Below are 24,072 nucleotides of genomic sequence, written 5' to 3' on the forward strand. Positions count from 1 at the left end.
TGTTTTGTGTCAATTTACCTCGCAAGTCTTATGCCAGTAAATTGCCATCGTAAATTTGTCTGAAAAAAATTGCGATATGTTGCACGACTATGACCCGGAGGTGTAACTTCTGACGCGCCGCGCAAAACTTTCTGGTTAACCATAAACTTGCCATTGTATTCGCCTATGGCACCCGGTGCTTTGGCAAAACCCGGATAAGGAAGGTAGGAACTTTCTGTCCACTCCCAGCGGCGACCCCAGTTAAATTTCGAGGATACCGCTTCCCATTCAAATTCGGTTGGCAATCTCAAGCCCTTCCACGAAGCGTAAGCATAGGCTTCAAAATAGCTGATATGGGTAACCGGATCTTTCAAATGAAGTGGCTCTAAACCGTGATAGGTATAGTTGTGCCATTCATTATCTATCAAATGCCAATATAAAGGCGCTTCAACCTTATTGGTTTTTACCCAATCCCAGCCTTCGGCATGCCAGTGCCGGAAATCATGATAACCGCCGCTGTTAATAAACTCCTGGTATTCGGCATTGGTTACCAGTTTAGGGCTTATTTGATATGCATTGAGATATACTTTATGGCGATTAAGCTCATTATCAAAACAAAAGCCATCGCCGGTAAAGCCTATTTCATAAATCCCTTCATCCATGCTGATAAAAGCATCATTCCCACCTTCATCAATATGAGGGGCAGTGTAATTTTTATTATAGGCAGGAAACAGCGGGTTATGCCCCAGGATGTATTTAATATCCGTCATTAAAAGTTCCTGGTGCTGCTCTTCGTGGTTAAAACCGAGAATAAGGAGTTCTTTAACATCGTCGCTTACTTCGCCGCATAAAAAGCCCTCCATGGCCTCGTCAACATATTTACGGTAACTGTAAATTTCAATAACCGTTGGGCGGCTCAGATTGCCGCGGTCGGTACGGATCACGCGTGTGCCTACAGTTTCGTAGTAGCTATTAAAAACGAAGTTATAATCAGGATTATATTCCTTGTAACCCATGAAGTAGGGCTTAAGGATAAACGTTTCAAAAAACCAGGTAACGTGCCCGATATGCCATTTAGGCGGACTAACGTCCACCACAGGCTGTACCACATAGTCTTCGGTTTGCAAATACGAGCAAATTTTTTCTGTACGTTGGCGTACCTCTTTGTACCGGGCTATTAAATCCATCGATGTTATTTCTTATCCAAAAACTGTTTTAAGTTTGAAATTGTTTTAATCCCCAATTTCCTGGCCTGCTGCTGCCTCATCATTAAAGCGTAAGCATTGTTAAAACCAATGGGTTTAAGCCATTTAATTTGATATTTACTTTCAAACTGTCGCTGTACGTAATTATATGTGCTATCCTTGTTTACCGTTACTTCATTAATTATTTCTGGCGATGCCTGTAAAATGGCCAGCAAGCCCGTCCCCGTATATTCCGGGTAAAAATCTATCTGGTTATTGGTTAGCGCGTCAAAGCAAATTTTGGTGCCGCCAAGGCCTGTTTTGGTTGATACCTCATGATCTGTATAACCCTTTATCAGCATGCTGTACATATTAGCCAGGATGTATTGTTCACCAAATATCTTTGAACCTATCCGCACTATACCATCGTTCCCGCCCCGTTCCGGTCGCCATAATTTATTGGCAACCAAAAAATCCTTTGCAACACGTTCGGGGCTTTGGTGAAGATAGTCGGTACGGTAATTTAAAACCGTCATGACTGAATCATTTATTTTGCCCGAAAGCAGGTTTAATGTCGGCTCAAGGTCAGGAAATTTTTTCAGGACATCATCGCGCACAATTGGCGCCGCATAGTATGGCGGAAAAATGTGCTTATCATCATCCAGTACAACCAAATCGTAAGCTTTTAACCTGCCATCAGTTGAGTATCCGCTGATCACGTCGAGATGTTTCTCAAACGCAGCTTTATACATTACAGCATCACTGATTACGATAGTATGGATCTTTAAGCCATATTTGCTCCTAAGGCCGAGGTCGCCGTCCTGCCTGCCCATAAACTCGGGCGTAAAACCCGCGGTAAGCTTTCCTTCTGATTTTGCCGGGATGATATAGAACAGGCATAAAACAATCAGCAATACCGGAAAAGCATATACCACCCGTTTAAGCTTTTTAAAGCTGACCTTCTGCACCATCGACAGTAATAAATCAAAAATAACAGCAAGCAAGGCCGAAGGAATCGCCCCCGCCAGGATCATATTGGTATTATTAAGTGAGATCCCACCGAAAATAAACTCGCCCAAACCACCGGCTGCAATGAGCGAAGCCAGCGTTGCCACACCTACGTTGATCACCGTAGCGGTACGGATGCCCGCAAATATTACCGGCATAGCCAGGGGCAATTCTACCTTAAACAGTATTTGCCATTTGCTCATCCCCATAGCAACAGCAGCTTCTTTAACAGCCGCATCAACCCCTAAAATGCCCGTGTAGGTGTTGCGGATAATGGGTAAAAGTGCATATAGCAATAATGCAACAATGGCTGGCTTAGGACCAATCCCTAAAAGCGGGATCATGAAACCAAGCAACGCTATACTGGGAATTGTTTGCAGTACTCCTGCAATCCCTAAAACTATGCCTGATAATTGTTTTTTACGAACAATAAGAATGCCCAGCGGCAAGCCAACCAATACAGCTATGCACAACGAAATAAAAGTAAGCCCGATATGCTGCAAAGTTTGCTCCTGCAACTTGCCGGCCTGCTGCTGCATAAACTGCCATAAAGTTTGCTGTTGCTCATTCATGGGCCTGATGGTTTTTATATTGATAAAAGGCCGTCATCAGTTGTTCAAAGCTTACAGTTTTAACCTGGTTTTGATCTTTGCTGATATTAATGGTTTCGCCGTTATTAAATTTAAAACTCTCCAGGGCCTCCCACAGGTTAGTACCGGCATCAAAAGATGAGGCTTTCGCTTCTTTATTTAATTCAGGCAATAATTCCCAAAGATCGATCAGCTTAATGGCCTTAAATTCCAGTTGCAGGCGCTGATGTTTCAGAAAATCCTTTACAAAATCATTGACAGGATTAAAAAGCAATTGAGCAGGTGTGCCCGACTGTACAATTTTCCCTTTATCCATCAGGCAGATCCTGTCGCCCAGTTCAAAAGCTTCCTGTACATCGTGTGTAACCATGATGATGGTTTTGCGCTTCAGCTCATCGAGGGCTTTAAATTCGGCGTGGATCTTCGAGCGGGTAACATTATCCAGCGCACCGAAAGGCTCGTCCATCAGCAACACCGGCGGATCCGACACCAATGCTCTGGCCAGGCCAATGCGCTGCTGCTGGCCACCGCTCAGTTCGTTAGGGTAAATATTCAGATACGAAGCATCGAGATGGAGTTTTTCCATTAGTTCGGCCGTGCGCTTTTCAGTTTTCTGTTTATCCCATTTTAACAGATTAGGCACAACAGCGATATTTTGAGCAACCGTATAATGCGGAAACAAGCCATTATTTTGCAATACATAGCCAATTCCGCGGCGCAGGATTTCAGGCTGCTGCTCCATGATATTTTTACCATGAATGTAAATACAGCCCTGGGTTGGCTCAATAAGGCGGTTGATCATTTTTAGCGTGGTGGTTTTACCGCAGCCGCTGGTGCCTAACAAAATGAGGTTCTCCTGCTCCTCTACCTCGAAAGATACCCCATCAACCGCTTTAACCCCGCCAAAATATTTGCTTACCTTATCAACCTTGATCATGCGCGCCGGTTTAATCCCCAAGGGTCATGAAAAGGTTGTTCAGTGATTCGGAATACAACGGGTGGGCAAAAACACAATAGCGGATCCTATCGTAAGTAATACCGCCTTCCATGGCCATTTGCAGCACAGTCATGATTTCCCCGCCTTCGGGGCCAAGTACCGTAGCGCCTAAGATCCTTTTTGTATCGGGATCAACAATGGCTTTCATAAAGCCACGCGTATCGCCGGTTTCAATAGCACGCGCCACATGGGCCATGGGCAGCTTTGCTACTTTATGTTTAATCCCCAGCTTTTTTGCTCCCGTTTCATCCAAGCCGATCCTGCCCAGTTGCGGATCGGTAAACATGCAATAAGGCACCGGACGGTCCTGGATGTTATAATCCGTTTTTTCAAAAAGGTTACGGTAAACAATAGTATAATCGTTGTAGGAAATATGTGTAAACGCCGGGCCGCCCTTTGCATCGCCAAGTGCGTAAACACCGGTGGCAGTAGTTTCCAGCTTGTCATTTACTTTGATATTACCATGCTCATCCGTTTCAATCCCGGCGAAGGGCAAATTCAAAGCCTCCGTTTGCGGTTTACGGCCGATGGCCACCAATACATGGGTGCATTTGATTTTGCGCTCCTCCCCTTTTTGAGCTATCGTCGCTGTTATTTTGCCGCCGGCTTTTTGTTTAAACTTAAGGGCCTGGGCATTATTTAAGATCTCGATTTTTTCCAGTTCGAGGATCTTTTGCATCTCTGCCGAAATATCCTCATCCTCGTGCGAAACTATCCGCTCCGATTTTTCTAAAATGGTAACTTTACTGCCAAACCGCCGAAACATTTGCCCAAACTCCAGTCCAATGTAATTTCCGCCAAGCACAAGCAGATGCTCCGGTACTTCTTCCAAATCAAGTATGGTGGTTGAGTTGAGATATTTTATCTCATTCAATCCTTCAATTTCGGGAATCAAAGGCAGCGCGCCGGGGTTTAAAAAGATAAGATCGGCAGTAATCGTTTGCTTTTTGCCGCTGTTAAGCTTAACCTCAACCGTTTTTTCGCCGGTAAAAGTCGCCTCGCCCAACACCACATCGAGGTTCTGTGTTTTTTCGGCAGATTTTAGTCCGCCATTACGCGAGCGTAATACGATATCATCCTTACGTTTTTTTATGGCGGCAAGATCAACCGAAAACTTTTTTACAGGCACGCCCAATTCATAACTTTTACCGGCCATGTAAGCCGCCTTTGCCGAAGCAACCATGGTTTTAGTAGGCGTACAGCCATCGTTAACGCAAGTACCGCCATAAAATCGTTTCTCAATTATAACGGTCTTTTTTCCGGCATTAGCCAATTTTTTGGCTAATGGGGCGCCGGCCTGACCGGCGCCTATAACAATGGCATCGTATGTTTTCATAGCTTTATTCGGTAATTTTCACGCCCTTCCAAAACGCCACATAGTTGGTAATGTTTTTTGCAGCATCTTTTGGTTCGGGATAATACCACGCGGCATCCTGGTTTTCTTTGCCGTCAACTTCAAGGGAATAGTATGATGCCAGCCCCTTCCACGGGCAGGTTGTATGCACGTCGGACGGTTTAAGGTACTCGGCCTTAACACTTTCTTTAGGGAAATAATGATTATTTTCAACAACAATAGTGTCATTGCTTTCGGCAATGACCTGGTTATTCCAGATAGCTTTCATAAAAAGATGATTGATTTATGGAATAAAGATAGCTTTAACCCGGCAAAGTTTGCAAGTCCCATCTTAATTTTTTATTTTATTTAATTGATATACAATAACTTTCATCAACAATTTGGATTTTTTTTATTGTTTGTTTTAATTTTATTATTTAAACTCTATCTTTGCAATCCCAAATCAAGGGAAACAATAAAAAAGGCCCGTTCGTCTAGGGGTTAGGACAGGAGATTTTCATTCTTCAAACAGGGGTTCGATTCCCCTACGGGCTACCACAAGACACGAAACCTCAAATCGAAAGATCTGGGGTTTTTTAATACGTTATCAATCCAGCGTTTTCCGGGATTGTGTAATGCAAATCAAGGGAAACAAAATAAAATGGCCCGTTCGTCTAGGGGTTAGGACAGGAGATTTTCATTCTTCAAACAGGGGTTCGATTCCCCTACGGGCTACATGGAAAGCCGCTTTAGGAAACGAAGGCGGCTTTTTTGTTTATTATGTTTTGAGCTTATTACCTCCAAAATTGCCACCATTTACCCTCAATAACTTTTGTTGGTGCTTCTGTCTCTAAAGGCGCCGGTTCAACTCTCTTAACCTGCTCTGGTTGAACATCAATTGAAGAAAAGTATCTCATAATTTTTAAATAAGTGTCTTTCTCAATCGGTTGAAGTATATACTGCACTTCGTCAAGCCTTTCCAGCACCAGGGATGGGTGTTGAATAAATCGTTGCCTATCTATTTTTAATATTTCGCTACCCATTCTTAAGATAATCAGATCCGATTTTTGAAGTAGTAATTTATACTCCGGCAATATAATCTGAACCGTTTGCACGCCTTCTGGAAAATTTGCGTCCATAAGGGTTGGCACTTCTAAATCTTCAGTAGCTTGATCAATAAATTGTATTTTTCTAATTTCATCTATTACACGGTCGGCAAATTGCCCTTCATCGGGCTGGTCTTGTGAAAGTTTATTAAGAACGTAGTTCCCGAAATAAAACGGCCGTATACAACCTGGCAGCATAACTTCGTCGCTCTTTTCCAAAAGAAACCTTAATGTATCAACACCATTTAAACGAGATAAATGCGCCCAAGCCGAATTGTATTGGACTTCAAATTGATCTAAAGAAAGTTCGTCATCAAATTCAGGCGAAATTATTGAGTTATTGATTTGGGCAATTGCCAAAGCAAGTTTAGCTGCAAGTATATAATCAGCTGTACTTGCGCAAATATTCAGTTCCACATCATATGCAGCTTCACCAACAGTAAGTGCCACCCCGCGAGCCGATTCATTCTCTAAGTAAAACTTACTGTAACCAACAATAACTTCATCAGTTTCAACTTTTCCTTTAATGCAAACATTATTTGGAACAAAGCTATTCTTAAGCAACTGCCCATATGTAATATTCTGATTCTTATTTATGATGATGTGATAGCTCATAGTGGCTAAGCTACAACTATAAGCCTACATCATCAAACCAGCAACTATATCCAACGAAAAGGCCGATTAAAACGTTCGTTAATCGGCCTTTTGCTTGAGTTCGGAACGCGCACACTTTCCTTTCCCTTAATTTTACCCTTCATAACCCGGATCAAATTCCACAATCCATTCAATACCATATTTATCTCGGAACATACCGGCGTATGTACCCCACGGACTATCGCCGATTGGCCCTTCGACCTCTCCTCCGGCTGATAGTCCGTTAAATATTTTGTCGGCTTCTTCACGACTTTCGGCGCTCGCATATATTTTAGACCTGTTTTCGTTTTCGCTTACCCGTCCCATAAATTCAGGCACATCATTAGCTATCAATACGTTGTTTTTGCCAAGGGGTAAGCCAATGTACATTATTTTGTTTTCTTCACTTTCCGCCACCTGAAACTCAGGGCCGGCCAAATCTTTAAAACGAATGATCCTGGTGAACTCTCCGCCAAAAACTGATTTGTAAAAATCGAATGCTTCCTGGGCGTTGCCATTGAAGTTGATCCAGGGATTAATTGCTCTCATAATTTTTAGTTTTTAAATTGTTATGTTTTTTGTTTCTCTTCGGTTATTAATATTCATTTCACCTTATGATTTTTGCGATAAGGTTGAAAACAGATCGTCCAGGTTTTTCAACATCAGCATCATTCCTTTGGTGAAACCGTCGGTTAAGCGCTCCATGCGTTCAAGCGATTCATTATAAATGGAAATATTCACGGTTGTTATGCCATCTTGTTCGCTGAAATTGTAATCCCATTCGGAGCCCGGTAATTCGGGGTTTTCGTCTTTATCAGCAAAAGAATTATATAGCTTGAAATTGGTTTTGGGGGTAATAGAAGTATATTTCTGCAGCAGCCAGCGTTCTTGCCCGTCGGGGCTTATCATGGCGTAAAATCTTCGTCCCCCAACTTCAAAATTCATGTATTTGGTTTTAGAGCGCATTGGCGCGGGTGCAGCCCACCGGTCAAGTATTTCCTGTTTGGTAAAAGCATCCCATACCAGGTCAAGCCCGGCATCAAACTCGCGGGTTATAAATACCTTTTGCGCTGCTTTATCAACGGTAAAATCAAATAGCAAATCGTTGTTCATATTTTCTGTTGTTTAATTGTTGATAATACTTTGTCGAGCTGATTAAACTGTGTTTCCCAGCTTTGCCTGAATTGGGCCAACCAATTATCAAACTCCTGCATTTTCTTTGCATTAAAGTGATAATAAATTTCCCTGCCCGAATGCTCTGGTTTAATGAGTTCGCATTCATGCAGTACTTTAATATGTTTCGATACTGCCTGCCGGGTCATATCAAATTTTTCGGCCATTGCATTAGGCGTTAACGCCTTAATAGCAATTAAGGTTAAAATCGCTCTGCGTGTCGGATCGGCTATGGCCTGGAATAGATCTTGTTTCATTTTAAAACGCGCAACTTTTAAGTTGCGTAAATATATATGCAACTTTTGAGTTGCGCAAATTTATTTGCGATTATCTTTTGGGTGGGGACGAAAGCTTAAAGGTTTGGATATTAGTTAAGGCAAGAAGGTTTCATCACTGAAACAAGGGGATTGATTTTACCGGGGATCGTCGAATGTTGAACAACAATTTAATATTCAAGATATTATAAACAGCTTAAAGCTCCTTCTTCTCGCTGGCATGGGGATGCGACACAAAAGCGAGTGGGCGTACCCGTGACTTATCAAAACTAAGAAGCCACGGGCACTCTACGCTGCATCCCAGCGCTGCATACTCAGGCCGGATAGGATCTATTTCAAGCCCCTCTCGGTCACCAATCTCTCTATTTCCTTATTCCTGACCCTATTCCGCGCCGCTATCGGAATATAAACCAATGGAAGAAAGGTCAACAATCCAAACCCATTTCTGGCAACGCTATAAACGGACACTCCAATTAAAAAACCAAAGATCACGGCATCCATAAGCTTACCAGACTTGATCTTCCTTGCTTCCTGTAATAATTCGTCGTTTGTTAATTCGGCTAATTCTTTTTGTTTCATTGATGTGATATCTGTTAACGGTTAAATTTTAGTAGTTGAAATTGCAGGCTACTATTTCGATTACAAGTTACTAAATAAAGGAAACTACCTGAGAAGTCACGAGTATTTTACTTCGCATCCCTGCGCCGCATACTCACTGCCACACAATAGGTTCGAGATAGTTCCCTACAACCAGGAAAAGACTTTACGAAAGTGAAAAGTAAAGTGGTTTTAATTGGATCTTAGCGCCGCGGCATTCGGTCGCTATCGGCTTAAATATAAAGAAAACTCACCGGCAATATCTTTGTGTCGCGATCCACCCCGCAATTTGTCGTTTTCACACAGCACACAAGCCTAAAATAACTGCCATCTTTGTATTGTCAATCAAAATCGAAACAATTAAACTAACATTCCATGAAAAGAGTATTCAAAGGATCTAATGTCATCCAACCGGTATTAATAATAGCTATGCTTCTTTTTACAATATTTCAATGTAAAGGGCAACAGCTTAAGCCTGCCGCCAGTGGCTATGCACCGGTTAATGGCATCAAAGTTTATTACGAAGTTTACGGCGAGGGAAAACCTATCGTTTTGCTGCATGGCGCTTTTTATACCATTGAGCTGAACTGGGCGCAGTTAATCCCTGAACTGTCAAAAACAAGAAAGGTAATTGCCCTTGAAATGCAGGGGCATGGGCACACGCCATATTCGGACAGAAAATTAGACATTGCTACCCTGGCAAGTGATGTGGAAGGAGTAATGAATTACTTAAAAATTGATAGTGCCGATGTTGCAGGATATAGCATGGGAGGTTCCATAGCTTACCAGTTTGCAGTAAAAAGCCCTAAACGGGTAAGAAAATTAGTGATCATTTCATCTACGTACAAAACTAACGGCTGGCTGCCTGTGGTAAATGGTGGTTTTAAAGGTTTTAAGCCTGAATTTTTTGACAATACTCCGTTAAAAACTGCATATGATGCAGTAGCACCCGACAAAACGAAATGGAGAAAGTTTGTTGAACAAATGATTGTTTTTGCCGGGGTACCCTTTGACGTGGGTGATGCCAATATTGCAAAAATCACCTCGCCGGTGCTGCTTATTTCTGGCGATAATGACGGGCTGGACAAAGTGGAGTTGGCAAAAACATACCAATTACTGGGCGGTGGCGTATCTGCCGATTTGGCACCAATGCCAAAATCACATTTGGCCATTGTTCCTGCACAGGGACATGTAAGCTTAATGCAGCAAACAAAAACGATATCAGATCTTCTGAATGGCTTTTTACAATAATAAAGTGGCAATAATGCAATCTGAAGATACCACCGCAGGAAAAAGAAATTTTATTTACCTATAAACTATTTATAAACAAATGAGAAAAATCAGAATTTTTGAACATATCTCGCTGGATGGCGTGATAGAACATGACGGAGACTATACCTATGGCGCTTGGACAACACCCTATCGCAGTCCTGCCGGGGCGGCAACCCTGCTGGAGGCATACGGACCAAACTTCGACCTGCTGCTGGCCCGCCACACTTACGATATATTTAGCGGCTTTTGGCCTACTGCCGGAGATTTCCCAATGGCAAATGCTATAAATGCCGCAACAAAATACATAGTAACCCACAGGCCCGACAGCCTGGAATGGGGACCAGTAAAGGGTTTGGGCGAGGATATTATCGCGTCTATTCGCGATCTCAAATCAACCGATGGCCCCGACCTGATCGTCGTTGGAAGTTCAACGCTAACTTCTGTGTTGCTTGACCAGGGACTGGCTGACGAGGTTGTGCTCATCACCTACCCGGTGTTGCTTGGCCGGGGTAAACGCTTATTGTCGGACACTATTGACGCCCGTGAACTTGCTTTTGTCGACTCGAAGAGTACGCCCACAGGTTTGCTCATCAACACTTACCGGCACGTCGGCCCGTTGAAAAAATAACTTTTCGCCCTTGGAGGGAAGAATTTCCCAAACACACTACAAAGCCACTTTACAAAAGTAGAGCGGCTTTTTTAATTACTACCGGGAACACAGCACCTACCCTTACAAACTGACATTTGGTAAACCCTGCCAACCGCATTAATTGTTAATTTTGCAACAAATAAAAGTTTAAGAATGTCGATAACTACCGAAGATGAAAAAATTGGAATGCAGCAGGCAAGTGATGCTGTAGCCATTACGCTCAGGAGGATGCGGGAGTACGCCAAACCGGGTATCTCTACAAAAGAACTTGACGAATACGGCGGCGAATTGCTGGCACAGCTGGGAGCAAGATCTGCGCCTTTGTTAACCTACAATTTCCCGGGACATACTTGTATAAGCGTGAATGAGGAAGCAGCGCACGGTATACCTTCGGCCGATAAGATCCTTAAGGAAGGCGACCTGGTAAATATTGATGTATCGGGGGAGCTGAATGGTTACTGGGCTGATAACGGCGGCTCCTTCGTTTTAGGGCAGGATATCCATGGCTATGGCAAACTGGTGGAGGCCTCGAAAGAGATCTTAAAAAAAGCGATCAAAAACATTAAAGGAGGTGTCAGGATCTCGGAGATCGGCAGGTTAATTGAAACTGAAGCTAAAAAAGCCGGCTACACGGTAATAAAAAATCTGACCGGGCATGGTGTTGGCCGCAGCTTGCATGAAGAGCCGCATGAAGTTGCCAACTACTGCGACAGGTATAACACTGCGCGTTTTAAAAAGAATTCGGTGGTGGCGATAGAGACATTCATTTCAACACGGTCGACAATTGCCGATACTCAAGCCGATGGCTGGACATTAATTGGCAATAAAGGAGGTTTTGTTGCACAGCACGAGCACACCATTATGGTAACCGGCGGTGAGCCGGTAATATTTACAGCGCAGAACGGTATTTGGGATTAATTCTTTTGGGGACAGATCAGGCAACACCCCTGAAGTATTTATATTAGATAGCTACTAAGCCGCTTTACGAAACCGAGCGGCTTTTTTGTGCGTGCAATAACAAGCCGAAGGCATACATATCCATTTAAAAACCCCATAAGGCAGAACCGCGTATTTTGGATTTAATTTATCCGTTAACCTGTTATCCATTAGTATTTTATTAATTTGGAGTAGTTATTAACCTCATTCATTCACTTGAAGCCGTATACATTCCATATTACCCTTTATGACGCTGCGTTTTTTGGGATGCTGTTTATCGGCCTCACTTTTATCTTGCTTTTATGGTTCGCCAGGAAAACAAACCAGTCGGCAAACCGGTTTTTGGCGATGGCATTGGCAATTGCCGTTTTGTGGATAGTCCGGATCCTGGGCACCGATATCGGGCTGTCAACCTATATTCATAACTGGGGCCGGCTGCCGCTGCAGTTTTCGCTGGCAATTGGCCCGCTCATTTTCTTTTATGTACTTAAAATAACCCGGCCGGAATATAAATTCACCCGCAGGGACCTGCTGCATTTCAGCCCCTTGTTAGTCGAACTAAGCGCCCAGGCTTTAGAGGTGCTGGAAAGTATAAAAACAGGCCGGGAAACTTACGATACGCTGATCTTTCAGCAATTAAACCCTGTATTACAGCTATTAGCATTTATCTCGGTCATTATTTATCTATACCTGTGCCGCACGCTGATCGAAAACTTTTACCAGGAGCTAAAATTTAACGGAGGCGACCGGTACCGGCACGAGTTGAAATGGATACATAACCTACTAACAGTCTTCGGGTTGTTATGGCTGTTGTGGATCCCTTTTATAGCTGCTGACTATTTATATTATGATTACCAATTAGGCATACAGGCCTACTACCCTTTGTATCTCCTGCTAATGTCTACGCTTATCTGGATGGCGGCAAGAGCATTTTTAAGGCCGGAAGTTACCGTACAGGCAGATAACTTACCGGTTTTAAAACCATTACTACCAGCGGAGCTGAAGCAAAAAGGCGCCTGGTTAAAGCGGGTTGTTAAAGAAAATAATTACTACCAAGATCCTGAATTGAGTTTAAGCTCCCTCGCCGAAAAGCTCGGTATGCATCCCCATGAGTTATCACGAATCATCAATACGGTACTCAAAAAAAGCTTCAATGATTTTATTAACGAATACCGGGTACAGGCAGCTGCGCGGAAAATGCAGGATCCCGCTAATGATCATATCACCCTTTTAGGGATAGCGTTTGAATCGGGATTTAACTCCCAAAGTACCTTTAGCCGCATTTTCAAGCAGGTGACCGGGAAAAGCCCGCAGGAATATAAAAACAACTTAAAAAAAGAGTACCCATCTTATAAGTTGAGAAGCGATACCCAATTTGCGCCGGTAGTTTTGAATCATGAAACCGCTCCTAAATGGTCTCATGATAAAACAAACCGCAACTTTATGTTTAAAAATTATTTCAAAATCGCCTGGCGTAATTTAACACGCAATAAAAGCTATGCCGCTATTAACATTACCGGCCTGGCCGTAGGCATTGCTGTTTGTATGGTAATCTTTATCATTATACAGTTTCAAACAAGCTTTGATAGTTTTCACCCAAAGAAAGACCGTGCCTATCGTGTGCTAACCGAATACCATCACGCAGAAACCGGTGATATTACCTATGGCAAAGATATCCCCTTTCCGTTGCCTTTAGGATTAAAAACGGCTTTCCCCCAAATAGAACAGGTTGCCCCAATTTTTGCAAGCCAGAATGACCAGTTGATTATTCCTGACGAAAATGGGGCCACGATAAAAATGTTTAAGGAACAAAGGGGCCTGTTTTACACCAATCCATCATTCTTTAAAATTTTCAACTTCCCGCTGCTTGCCGGCTCGTACGCTTCATTAAAAGACCCTGACAACGTACTGCTTACCAAAGAGGTTGCTGAAAAGTATTTTGGCGACTGGAAATCGGCAATAGGTAAAACCATTAAATTGCAAATGGGCGGCTTTATGTTTGAGCATGGCACGGACGTATTAAGAGTGTCGGGGGTCCTGGCTACCATTCCTCCAAATTCTGACTTTCAGCTCAAACTTGTTGTTAGCTTTGGGACTGGGTTTACCGGAGACTATTTAGCAAAATCTACAGATTGGAACAGAACGGTAACTGATTTTGGCTGCTATATTTTGTTACCCAAGAACCTTACTGCCGACAATTTTAATCAGCAACTGAGGGCTTATTCACAAAAGGTACAATCTTCTGATAACAAGGACAGTCATATTATACAAGCACTAAATGCCGTTCATTATGATTCCCAAACAGGCAACTACAGCAACCAAACAGCCAGCCATCAGTTGCTCAATGTATTGTGGTTAATTGCCGCGTTCATCCTGCTCATTGCCTGTGTAAACTTTATCAACCTCTCTACCGCGCAGGCTGTTAACCGGGCAAAAGAGGTTGGTGTCAGAAAGGTTTTGGGGAGCAATAAATCGCAATTACAACTCCAGTTCATTGTCGAAACATTTTTGATCGTAGCAAGCGCTGTATTACTTGCAGTTGCTATTACCATGCTTGCATTACCTTATATAAGCCGGCTTTTAGAGTTGTCGCTTTCATTTAACATATTAAGCAATCCTTCAATTATTTTATTCCTTCTGGCTGTAGCAGTTGTTGTAACCGCATTAGCGGGTTTGTATCCTTCTATTGTTTTATCGCGTTTCAATCCTGTTAATGCTTTAAAAAGTAAACTCACAACAGATCCCGCAAAGGGAATTTCATTAAGAAGGGGCCTGGTGGTGTTTCAATTCATCATTGCGCAGGCATTGATCATCGGAACGCTCGTCATTGTAAAGCAAATGGACTATTTTATGGATCAGCCTTTAGGCTTTGATAAAGAAACAATTGTTAATATTCCGTTCCGGGTAGATAGTCTTCGAATGAGCAGGCTGAACTATCTGCGCAACCAGCTATTATCCATAAACGGAGTACAAGCGGTATGCTATAGTTCGAACACCCCGATTGAAAACGGTAATGATACGTGGAGCGCAGTCAGGTTTGACCACGCAACAAAAGAAACAGGTTTCAAGGCGATTACCAAATTTGCCGACGAAGGCTATGTACCGACCTACAAGTTAAAGTTGATAGCCGGACGAAACCTTCAGCCATCCCCCTTTACCAGGGAGTTTTTGGTAAACGAATCGCTTGTAAAAAGCTTAGGGATTAAAAACCCCGGGGATATATTGAACAAGGAAATCAGCATATGGGATGGTGTAATAAAATGCCCGGTTGTTGGCGTATTAAAAGATTTTAATGACAGGTCTTTCCGGCACGGCCTTGCACCATTACTTATCGCCACAAACATCACCATGTATAATCAGGCCGGCATAAAGCTTAAAACCACGAATGTTTTTTCGACGATGCAATCCGTTAAACAAGTATTTGAAAAAACATTTCCCAATTTTGTTTATGAATACCGGTTTTTAGATGATAAGATTGCAAGTTTTTACAAACAGGAAAATCAGTTAGCCCAGTTGTATAAAATTTTTGCAGCTATCGCGATACTTCTAAGCTGCCTGGGTTTGTATGGCTTAGCCTCGTTCATGGCTGTACAACGGATAAAAGAAGTCGGCATTCGCAAAGTACTTGGCGCTACGTCAGGCAGCATCGTTTATTTGTTTTCGAAAGAGTTTATTATACTCATTGCTATCGCCTTTGCCATCGCCACCCCCATTGCATGGTATTACATGCACCAGTGGCTGCAAGCTTATGTTTACCGCATTAATATCAGTTGGTGGCTATTTGCGGCGGGTGGAATGGCAGCAATTGTTATTGCACTTGCAACCATAAGTTTCCAGGCAATAAAAGCGGCGAAAGCTAATCCGGTGAAGAGTTTGAGGAGTGAATGATTAAGTGGTTCAGGCAAACAAAGATATTAAATGGATTTGGTTCAATACAATATGTTGAATTATTTACTTTTAACAAATTGAATTCTTTAAATTGATCGCATAAAGAATCTAATTAAACCCTATGCGAAACGCAGCCGCTAAACCTTAACATCAACCTCACATATCAATACAGCCATGATCAAAAACTATTTTAAAGCAGCGCTTCGCAATTTCCGGGCGCACCGTTTTTTTACTTTCGTAAATATAGTGGGATTGGCTATTGGTGTCAGTGCGGCCCTGGCTATTTATGTTATCGTAAGTTTTGATCTCAGTTTCGATAGGTTTCATAACGATAGTGACAGGATTTACAGGGTCGTAACAGACTTTTCATACATGGATAAGGTAGTAGCCAAATTGGGCATGGTAAATGGCCCGCTTCCCGCAATAGTAAAAGCAGAAGCAACTGGTATAAAAACTGCCACCCGCTTTTTAGAAATGAAAAACACTGATGTACAGGTCCCCGATGAAACATCAAGTCCGGTTAAATTCAGAGGTGAAAGTAGTATTGTGCTGGCTGATGATGAATATTTTAATCTGTTTAATTATAAATGGCTGGCAGGTTCGCCAGCTACAGCACTTCGAGAGCCATACCAGGTGGTACTTACCTCTGATCAGGCCAGGAAATATTTCCCCAATGCCCCTTACAACCAATTATTGGGCAAAACGGTTATATATGACAGCATCAAAACAACCGTTTCGGGTATAGTTCAAACTCCCGCTCAAAATACCGATTTTTATTTTAAGGATTTTATATCCTATCCAACCTGCCTGCATAATGCCAATTTGAAAAACATGACCCGTTTAACCGAGTGGCCGGGTGTGGTGTGGCAATTATTCATTAAGATTGATAAACATGCGAATGCCGCTGACATAGAAGAGCGGATCAACGGGTTGCTGAAAAAATACAATAAGGAACTAAGGCCCGGAGACGGCCAGACTGAACATTTACAATCATTCCGCGACCTGCATTTCGACCTGGTATATCCCAATCTTGAAAAAGGGAGGCGGGCGAGCAAGACTACGCTATATAGTTTACTCATTGTTGCCGGATTTCTGTTATTGCTCGGATCCATCAATTTTATTAATCTTTCAACAGCGCAGGCTGCACAGCGGGCCCGGGAAATTGGGATCCGTAAAACTATGGGCAGCAGCAGATGGCAGCTAATTGTACAGTTTTTGAGCGAAACTTTGGTTATCACACTTGTTGCCATCTGCATAGCCATGGTACTGACACCGGTGATACTGAAATTCTTTGCAGATTTTATCCCCCCGGGCGTATCTGTTAATTATTTTGATAGCAACCTGTTGCTGTTTTTATTCACACTCCTAATAACAGTAACCCTACTGGCCGGATTGTACCCCGCAATTATCCTTTCCGGGTACCGGCCGGTATCTGTATTACATAACCTGCCGAACAAAGATACAGGCAACAGCGGCGGAACGTTGCTTAGAAAATCGCTGTCAGTTACGCAGTTTATAATCGCCCAATTTTTCATCATGACAACGCTGTTGGTTAATAAACAGGTTTTTTATGCGCTGCATAAAGATATGGGCTTCAGTAAAGATGGGATCATCAACATAAGTACTCCTCTTAATACGATAAATACTAACAAACAACAGTTATTTAAAGACAAAATAAGTCAGATCCCCCAGATCGATTTAATGAGTATCGGAAGCGAGCCGCCTGCTGATGAAAAGATCGGAGTATGGGAAGTAACTTATAACGACGGAAAAAAAGAAGTTAAAGCAACCCTGCAACAACGAAACGGCGACGAGAATTACCTTAAAGTTTACCGTATAAAATTATTAGCCGGCCGTAACCTGCAACCGGCAGATTCACTGACTGCCGTACTGGTAAATGAAAAGTATACCCATATGATAGGTTTTCAGAACCCCGCAGATGCTGTTGGGGCATCTTTTGATTATGAAGGCAATAAGAGGATGATAGTTGGCGTAGTTGCTGATTTTTATCAGAAATCACTCCGGAACCCAATCATGCCCATGTCTATACAAACCCCGCATTACCGGTTTAATGATCGGTTTTTCCATATCTTGCTAAAGCCTCAAACTACCGGAAATAATGATTGGAGCAATGCCATCGGCAGAATGAGAAAAGCCTGGACAGAGGTTTATCCAGATATTGAATTTGATTATCATTTTTTTGATGAAGAGGTAGCCCGTTTTTATGATGGCGAACAGCGCACATCGAAATTACTTGGCTGGGCAACAGGACTTTCTATATTAATCAGTTGTTTGGGCTTACTCGGCCTAACCATTTTTAATACCAACAGGCGCACACGGGAAATTGGTATCCGAAAGGTACTTGGCGCGTCGGTAACACAAATAGTAAAGTTATTGTCGTCAGAGATAGCCGGATTAATTATTTTATCTTTTATATTGGTTATGCCATTTGCCTGGTTCGCAATGAATAAATGGTTACAAAGCTATGCGGACCGTACGCCAATAAACTGGTGGATATTTGTTCTTAGTGGAATTGGAATGTTGTTTGCCGCATTTTTAACATCAGCTTTTCAAACAATCAGGGCGGCTTCCTCAAATCCGGTAAAAAGTTTAAGAAACGATTAAAATGCCTTTTGTAAAAACATTCTTTATTATTCTTTCAAAAAACCAGTTTTTATTTAGTGGTGTCAAGCCACCACTAAAGTCAGAAATTTCTAAGCATTAAACCTTATATCCCCTGAAGTAAATGCCGTCGTATTTTACATGGGGGACATTATTTTAACCCCAGCCTGCTGCGCAGAAGATCCCGGTAAGTGCTTCCTATCGGGATTTTTTCGCCGTTAATAATAAGCTGATGTACTTCGATCATGGTAATATGTTTAATAGCTACCACGTATGATTTATGCACCCGTAAAAAATCCGCTGCGGGCACGAGGTCAAAAATATCCCCCATATTTTCACGCACCAGGATATTTCTGTCTTTAAGGTGAATGGTGATATAATTACCGTCTTTTTCCAGGTACAAGATCTCATCTACTTTAACCTGGTAAGTTTGCGGACCGCTTTTGATAAAAACGGTGGGCTCATCCTCTTTGCTTACCCCATTTTTTGAAGATAGCGCTGCGGCGGCTTTATTTATGGCTGCAAGAAAGCGCTCAAAAGTGATAGGTTTCAACAGGTAATCGAGGGCGTTCAGGTCGTAGCTTTCTACCGCATAGTGACTATAAGCGGTAGTAAAAATGACCATTGGCCTGGGCGACAAGGTTTGCACCAACTGCATTCCGCTGATATCAGGCATATTAATATCCAGAAAAATAAGGTCTACCTTTTCGCGGTTCAGGAATTCGATGGCCTTCACCGGTTCGCGAAAGGTGGCTTTCAAATCAACCAGGCTGGTTTTAAGACAATAGCGCTCTATCACTTCAAGCGCCTTAGGCTCATCATCAATGGCAATGCAGGTTATCATTCCAGGTCAATTTCGAGTTTAACAATATATTTCCCCCGGTCTTCATTGATCTGCAGGTCATGTTTGCCGGGGTACAAAAGATCCAGCCGTCGCTTTACATTCTCGAGCCCGATGCCGCTTTTTTCATCCTCCATTTTTTTGATGGCGCTATATTTGGTATTGACACAGGTAAAGATCAGCTTATGGTCTTCAAGCACAATGGCAATATCTATCCCGGATGTTTGCCCAATAGAAACGCCGTGCTTAAAGGCATTTTCAACAAAAGGGATAAATAGCATCGGAGCGACGACGACAGTTCCCGTCTGCGCAGGGTGATCAAATATCACTTTTACCTCATCATCTGCATAACGCAGCTTATTCAGGGTAATACAGTCTTCCAGGTATGCTATTTCTTTGTTTAGCGGCACGCCACCGGCATTGCTGTCATAGATCATGTAACGCATCATGCCCGAAAGCTTGGAGATGCCGTCGGCAAGCTCATCATTCCCCTTTTCCTGTGCCATCGAAAACAGGTTATTGAGTGTATTAAACAGGAAATGCGGATTGATCTGCGATTTAAGGAATTTGATCTCAGTACTCAGTTGATAGGCCTCCAGCTGATTGCGTACCAGTTCAGTTCGGGCCCATTCTTTCAAAAAGAAATAGGCTATTGAAAGCCCGGCCGCAGTTAAAAAAATAAGCAGCATGGTGAGCTGCATGTGCACCCAGTTCCCTATTGCAAAAAATGCGCTATGATTTGGTATCAGGTGATTAAGGCCGTCCTTGCCTGCTGCAAAACCAGGGGGCGGAGGCCCAATGGGCAGGCTACTGTTCAATTTAGAACCAACCAAAATATAATTGGCCAGAAAGACCAATATAAACCAGCCTGCCGCGGTAGCGATGCCCGCAAATAAGCTTTTATACCGAAGCGCTTTTTTAAAGATCCAAAATATATTGCCGTAAAACAGCAGGGCCAGAAAAGCGAGTGTAAAGCGGGAATACGGAAAAATGGTGTCTACCTCACTCCTTTCCATGATTTTCCCGTTGTGGTTTACCCGGATCTTGACTGTTGAGCTGGTTAGTGAATTCAGGGTGTAATACACCCCTATCCAGAACGCCAGGTGGATCAGTATCTCGATGATATGTTTAACCTTGATACGGTGCATTCTTCAAAAGTATATTAAGCTCTGCTTATTCATAAATTATTGATGTTAATATAGCGATTTGCCGGCTAAACGGGCAATTTTTGAAATCCGGGCTTAAGCCCACCGGCTATTTGTTTTCGGCAGAAGCTCAAATAACAAATATCCATTTTACGCCGAAATGAAGACGCTGTTCATACCAAAGCTTTTGGTGGATTTAAAGGGCAAGGTACTATTGTTTAAAAATATCCAAATTATGAAAAAGCGATTTTTATTGTGCACAGCCCTTTTATCATGCACCATTATGGCCCGGGCACAAAAACCGGATACCGCACAAGTGCTGGTACACTACAAGTTTTCCTACATCAGGGATACCACCAACCGGGAACACCCCTACACCGAGAACATGGTTTTGATTGTAGGAAAAAATGCCGGGGTTTATAAAAGTTATGACAAGCAGCTGCAGGATGCGCTATTTAAAAAGCAGGTGCAGGAACAGATAGCCAACTCACCCGACGGACATGTAAACATCCAGCGGAGATCATCGGGCTCGGGTACGGATTATTACCAGTTCCCGAACAGTAAAAAACTGGCAAGGAAAGAACCGCTCCTGTTCAATAGCTATCTCATAACAGATGCCCTGCCCGCCATCGAATGGAAAATAAGCGGAGATACAGCAACGTTTGGAGGCTTACATTGCCAAAAAGCAACAGGCTATTTCAAGGGAAGGGATTATACGGCCTGGTTCAGTCCTGATCTGCCGCTGCATATAGGCCCCTGGAAACTCAATGGACTACCGGGGGTGATTGTAGAGGCTTATGATACCAAAAAAGAAGTTTATTTTACGTTTGACGGGATTGAAAAAGCGGTCATTTCTCCGCAAAAAAGTGATCAGCCGGCCAGCCCGGCTCCTGATAACCAGGGACGGATGGCCGTGATGATAGGCATGGACGATCAGATTGGCAATCCAAATATCATCCAGCTCCCCACCAATGCCATTAAAACTACCGAAAAGGAGTTTTCTAAATTGCAGGAGGCCATGCGAAAAGACCCGAATGCCTTTGCCCGGTCAATGGTGGCTGCACAGGCGGCAAGTCAGGGCAGGCCAGCCCCAAAAATCGATATCAGGATCGGACCGCAGCCGGTGATCAATAACCCGATAGAATTGCCTGAAAAGAAATGAGCCGGATTATAAAGTCAGTATGGTTGCTGGTTATAGGGTTACTATTTTCGGCTCCCGGCTTTGGTCAAAGTATTAAGGGCACAGTGAAAGACAGCAGCGGGAAACCGGTGCCTTATGCCACCATTAACCTCAAAAACGCGGCCACTAATAACATTATAAACTATACCATTACCGATACGAAAGGCGCTTACATTTTGCCGGTCCCGGCAGATACACCCGTGAGCGGCCTGCTGGTCGAGGTGCGTTGTATAGGCTATAAAAATCAGAGCAGGGGCATTACGGATTTGCAAGCTCCCGTTGATTTCACTTTGTCTGTTTCCATCAACCAGTTACAGGCCGTAGTGATTAAAAGCAGCCGGCCGGTGTTGCGGACAAACGGTGATACCCTAAGCTATAAAGTATCTGATTTCAGCAGTGTGCAGGACAGGGTTATTGGCGATGTGATCAAAAAACTGCCGGGTATAACGGTTGCCGCTGATGGCAGGATCAGCTATAACAATAAGCCGATCTCCAACCTGTACATCGGTGGTGATAACCTGCTGGACGATAAATATAATATCGCTACCACTACCATTCCCCAAGGGGTGGTAGACCAGGTGCAGGTGATCCAGAACCACCAGCCCGTTAAAGTGCTCCAAAATAAAGTAGTGAGCGACGATGTGGCGCTCAACCTCAGCTTCAAAAAAGGCGCTAAATTGCAGATGGTGGGGCAAGAGAGCATCGGCGCGGGCTTACCGGGCAATTATGATGTAGATTTGAACGCCATGATGTTTAAGGATAAGTACAAGGCCATTAATTACCTTAAAGGCAATAACACAGGTAACGACCTGCAACAGGACCTGGTATCGCACAATTTTGCCGATTATATGCAGCGGATCGATAACGATGTGCCGGCCACCATGTTATCGCTTGGTTCGGTGAATGACCCGGCTTTATCACGTAACCGGTATTTATTCAATCGCTCGGGGATCCTCAATCTCAATAACCTGGTCAATTTTAAAAAGAATGTGCAGATGAAGATCAATGCTTACTATTTGCGCGATGCCCGGCGGCAGGACTACAGCCAGCACACCACCATCTTTTTACCCGGCGATACGGTACGCTATAATGAAACTCAACGTAACCGCTTCCGCCCCGACATATTGCATACTCAGTTTACGCTGAACATTAACCAGGATAAATATTACCTGAACGATGTGTTGCTGATGGATAACAACCAGTCCACCAATTACTCAAACCTGAATACAAACGGCGGCATGGTAAACCAGGTATTTAAAGATAACGCGCTGAATTTTTCTAATGAATTTAACCTGATCAAATCCTTAAGATCAAACAACATTATCCAGGCTTACTCCTATATCAGTCATTCGACTGAGCCCGAGAGCAGGACAATTGGGCCTAACTATAACAATTCAATATTTAACAATAATGTCCCTTATGCGCAGTTGGTGCAAAATGTAAATGTACCTGCGTGGTATACCAATAACTATATCTCTTTCAAAATACCGTCGAACCTTATCACGCAAAGTTTCAGAACAGGGTTCAGCGTTCAATCACAAAAGTTAAACTCAGATCTAAAAGTTGTACAGGCAGATAACACGGTTAACCTTGAATCAGACAGTTCCATCAACCATTTAAACTGGACCAGGAAAAAACTGTATGCCGAAGCAGCTTATGATCTGCCAGGCAGTATCCTCAAAGTGAACCTCACCTTGCCGTTAAGCCTGCAGCAGATCAATTATTCGGATAGCCTGTATGCCCTGCGTAAGGGTTTAACCAGGTTATATTTCAATCCGCAGCTAAAAGTAAAATATCAAACCGGGATGGAGAACTACCTGAATTTGTTTTACAGCTACCGCAATGAGGCGGGTACCGTAGAAGATATGTACCAGGGCTATATCCTGAAGGATTACCGGACACTTTATGCCAATAATGCCGGCCTTACCGAACGGCAGAACCAGTTGGCCGCCCTTGGATTTAACTACCGCAAAGCGCTAACCCTTTTGTTCGCCAGCCTGAACATTGTTTATAACCATATCGCTTCCAATAATATCGCTTCAGAAGTAATTACCAACACCCTGCGGCAGCGTGTAGTACTGCCATATTCCAACAGTACCGATTCGTGGACGGTGAACGGCACTGTCAGCAAATATTCCTTTGCATTAAAAACCACTTTCAGCGGAGGGGTACAATGGCAAAGTAATAAGTCGGTGCAGATCCAGAATAATGTGCTGTTGCCTTTCAATACCATTTCCAGAACCATCAATGCCGGCGCGGATACCAAAGTGAATGAGCAGGTAAACTTTAGCTATAAAGTTATATTTACCCAAATCCAAAGTCATTCTGCAGCGGAGGCATCGGCTTATCATATTAACCAGTTGCTTCAGCAAGCATCGGTAAACTATAACCCTGTAACCTATTTGCAGTTCAAATTATCAGGCGAGCATTACTTCACCCGCCAGCAAGGCAATCCTGATCTCAAATACTTTTTTGCAGATGTTTCGGCAAAATTCAGGGTCGAAAAATGGAAGGCCGACCTGGAGCTGAGCGCCGCTAATTTTCTGAACGTAAAAACTTACAACACGCTTTACTTATCAGCCAATACATTAACTGCCAGTTCGTACACCTTGCCGGGAAGGATTATATTGCTCAAAATAATGTTTCATATTTGAGTGGTGTCAG

At 43.1% G+C, this 24,072-nt stretch carries 19 protein-coding genes and 2 tRNA genes; 9 read left to right on the forward strand and 12 right to left on the reverse strand.

Going from position 1 to position 24,072, the window contains the following annotated elements; all coding sequences use genetic code 11:
• Nucleotides 1-14: 14 nt before the first annotated feature.
• Genes egtB through IEX80_RS21690 form a run of 5 tightly spaced genes read right to left on the reverse strand, consistent with a single transcriptional unit; the run spans nucleotide 15 to nucleotide 5,380 of the window.
• Nucleotides 15-1,166: an ergothioneine biosynthesis protein EgtB gene (gene egtB / locus IEX80_RS21670; RefSeq protein WP_188834117.1), complete on the reverse strand. Its 1,152-nt coding sequence runs from the start codon at nucleotides 1,164-1,166 to the stop codon at nucleotides 15-17.
• Between the two features lie 5 nt (nucleotides 1,167-1,171).
• Nucleotides 1,172-2,743 carry an ABC transporter permease/substrate-binding protein gene (locus tag IEX80_RS21675; protein ID WP_188834118.1) on the reverse strand — a complete coding sequence of 524 codons (1,572 nt, stop codon included), beginning with the start codon at nucleotides 2,741-2,743 and terminating at the stop codon, nucleotides 1,172-1,174.
• Nucleotides 2,736-3,698 (reverse strand): ABC transporter ATP-binding protein, encoded by a 963-nt coding sequence (locus IEX80_RS21680; RefSeq protein WP_188834119.1) that lies wholly within the window; start codon nucleotides 3,696-3,698, stop codon nucleotides 2,736-2,738. Before IEX80_RS21680 ends, IEX80_RS21675 begins: the two co-directional genes overlap by 8 nt.
• A gap of 10 nt (nucleotides 3,699-3,708) precedes the next feature.
• On the reverse strand, nucleotides 3,709-5,094 hold the full coding sequence (locus IEX80_RS21685; RefSeq protein ID WP_188834120.1) for a mercuric reductase: 1,386 nt from the start codon (nucleotides 5,092-5,094) through the stop codon (nucleotides 3,709-3,711).
• 4 nt (nucleotides 5,095-5,098) lie between these two features.
• Entirely contained in the window at nucleotides 5,099-5,380 is a 282-nt protein-coding gene (locus tag IEX80_RS21690) for a DUF427 domain-containing protein (RefSeq protein WP_091173371.1), read from the reverse strand.
• A 194-nt stretch (nucleotides 5,381-5,574) separates the two neighbouring features.
• Here IEX80_RS21690 and IEX80_RS21695 point away from each other — a divergent pair.
• Both IEX80_RS21695 and IEX80_RS21700 read left to right on the forward strand, forming a co-directional pair.
• Nucleotides 5,575-5,649, forward strand: a tRNA-Glu gene (locus IEX80_RS21695).
• A gap of 105 nt (nucleotides 5,650-5,754) precedes the next feature.
• Nucleotides 5,755-5,826 (forward strand) — tRNA-Glu (locus tag IEX80_RS21700).
• A gap of 59 nt (nucleotides 5,827-5,885) precedes the next feature.
• Here the strand turns inward: IEX80_RS21700 and IEX80_RS21705 are convergent.
• The 5 genes from IEX80_RS21705 to IEX80_RS21725 all read right to left on the reverse strand — a co-directional run bounded on the left by IEX80_RS21705 (nucleotide 5,886) and on the right by IEX80_RS21725 (nucleotide 8,857).
• Entirely contained in the window at nucleotides 5,886-6,812 is a 927-nt protein-coding gene (locus IEX80_RS21705; protein WP_188834121.1) for a DUF4299 family protein, read from the reverse strand.
• Nucleotides 6,813-6,944: 132 nt separating this feature from the next.
• Nucleotides 6,945-7,379, reverse strand: coding sequence for a VOC family protein (locus IEX80_RS21710; protein WP_188834122.1), 435 nt, complete (start codon nucleotides 7,377-7,379; stop codon nucleotides 6,945-6,947).
• 63 nt (nucleotides 7,380-7,442) lie between these two features.
• The gene (locus IEX80_RS21715; protein WP_188834123.1) at nucleotides 7,443-7,943 is read right to left on the reverse strand and encodes an SRPBCC family protein; all 501 of its coding nucleotides are present in this window, start codon (nucleotides 7,941-7,943) and stop codon (nucleotides 7,443-7,445) included.
• Nucleotides 7,940-8,260 (reverse strand): ArsR/SmtB family transcription factor, encoded by a 321-nt coding sequence (locus IEX80_RS21720; RefSeq protein WP_091173358.1) that lies wholly within the window; start codon nucleotides 8,258-8,260, stop codon nucleotides 7,940-7,942. Before IEX80_RS21720 ends, IEX80_RS21715 begins: the two co-directional genes overlap by 4 nt.
• A gap of 348 nt (nucleotides 8,261-8,608) precedes the next feature.
• On the reverse strand, nucleotides 8,609-8,857 hold the full coding sequence (locus tag IEX80_RS21725; RefSeq protein ID WP_090533652.1) for a hypothetical protein: 249 nt from the start codon (nucleotides 8,855-8,857) through the stop codon (nucleotides 8,609-8,611).
• Between the two features lie 393 nt (nucleotides 8,858-9,250).
• On the opposite strand from IEX80_RS21725, the gene IEX80_RS21730 reads away from it, so the two are divergent.
• The 5 genes from IEX80_RS21730 (at nucleotide 9,251) to IEX80_RS21750 (ending at nucleotide 18,245) form a co-directional block, all read left to right on the forward strand.
• A complete protein-coding gene (locus IEX80_RS21730) occupies nucleotides 9,251-10,126 on the forward strand; it encodes an alpha/beta fold hydrolase (protein WP_090533650.1) in 876 nt (291 codons plus the stop codon).
• 79 nt (nucleotides 10,127-10,205) lie between these two features.
• On the forward strand, nucleotides 10,206-10,775 hold the full coding sequence (locus IEX80_RS21735) for a dihydrofolate reductase family protein (protein ID WP_090533648.1): 570 nt from the start codon (nucleotides 10,206-10,208) through the stop codon (nucleotides 10,773-10,775).
• A gap of 174 nt (nucleotides 10,776-10,949) precedes the next feature.
• On the forward strand, nucleotides 10,950-11,714 hold the full coding sequence (gene map / locus IEX80_RS21740) for a type I methionyl aminopeptidase (RefSeq protein ID WP_188834124.1): 765 nt from the start codon (nucleotides 10,950-10,952) through the stop codon (nucleotides 11,712-11,714).
• 234 nt (nucleotides 11,715-11,948) lie between these two features.
• The gene (locus IEX80_RS21745; RefSeq protein ID WP_090533644.1) at nucleotides 11,949-15,620 is read left to right on the forward strand and encodes an ABC transporter permease; all 3,672 of its coding nucleotides are present in this window, start codon (nucleotides 11,949-11,951) and stop codon (nucleotides 15,618-15,620) included.
• A 174-nt stretch (nucleotides 15,621-15,794) separates the two neighbouring features.
• The gene (locus IEX80_RS21750) at nucleotides 15,795-18,245 is read left to right on the forward strand and encodes an FtsX-like permease family protein (protein ID WP_188834125.1); all 2,451 of its coding nucleotides are present in this window, start codon (nucleotides 15,795-15,797) and stop codon (nucleotides 18,243-18,245) included.
• A gap of 148 nt (nucleotides 18,246-18,393) precedes the next feature.
• Here IEX80_RS21750 and IEX80_RS21755 read toward each other — a convergent pair whose 3' ends face one another.
• Entirely contained in the window at nucleotides 18,394-19,086 is a 693-nt protein-coding gene (locus IEX80_RS21755; RefSeq protein ID WP_188834126.1) for a LytR/AlgR family response regulator transcription factor, read from the reverse strand.
• Nucleotides 19,083-20,231 carry a sensor histidine kinase gene (locus IEX80_RS21760; protein ID WP_188834127.1) on the reverse strand — a complete coding sequence of 383 codons (1,149 nt, stop codon included), beginning with the start codon at nucleotides 20,229-20,231 and terminating at the stop codon, nucleotides 19,083-19,085. Before IEX80_RS21760 ends, IEX80_RS21755 begins: the two co-directional genes overlap by 4 nt.
• 232 nt (nucleotides 20,232-20,463) lie before the next feature.
• Here IEX80_RS21760 and IEX80_RS21765 point away from each other — a divergent pair, with 232 nt between their 5' ends.
• A complete protein-coding gene (locus IEX80_RS21765) occupies nucleotides 20,464-21,390 on the forward strand; it encodes a GLPGLI family protein (RefSeq protein WP_188834128.1) in 927 nt (308 codons plus the stop codon).
• The gene (locus tag IEX80_RS21770; RefSeq protein ID WP_188834129.1) at nucleotides 21,387-24,062 is read left to right on the forward strand and encodes a carboxypeptidase-like regulatory domain-containing protein; all 2,676 of its coding nucleotides are present in this window, start codon (nucleotides 21,387-21,389) and stop codon (nucleotides 24,060-24,062) included. Before IEX80_RS21765 ends, IEX80_RS21770 begins: the two co-directional genes overlap by 4 nt.
• Nucleotides 24,063-24,072: the final 10 nt, after the last annotated feature.

The organism is Mucilaginibacter rubeus, assembly GCF_014643835.1.
Classification (GTDB): domain Bacteria; phylum Bacteroidota; class Bacteroidia; order Sphingobacteriales; family Sphingobacteriaceae; genus Mucilaginibacter; species Mucilaginibacter rubeus.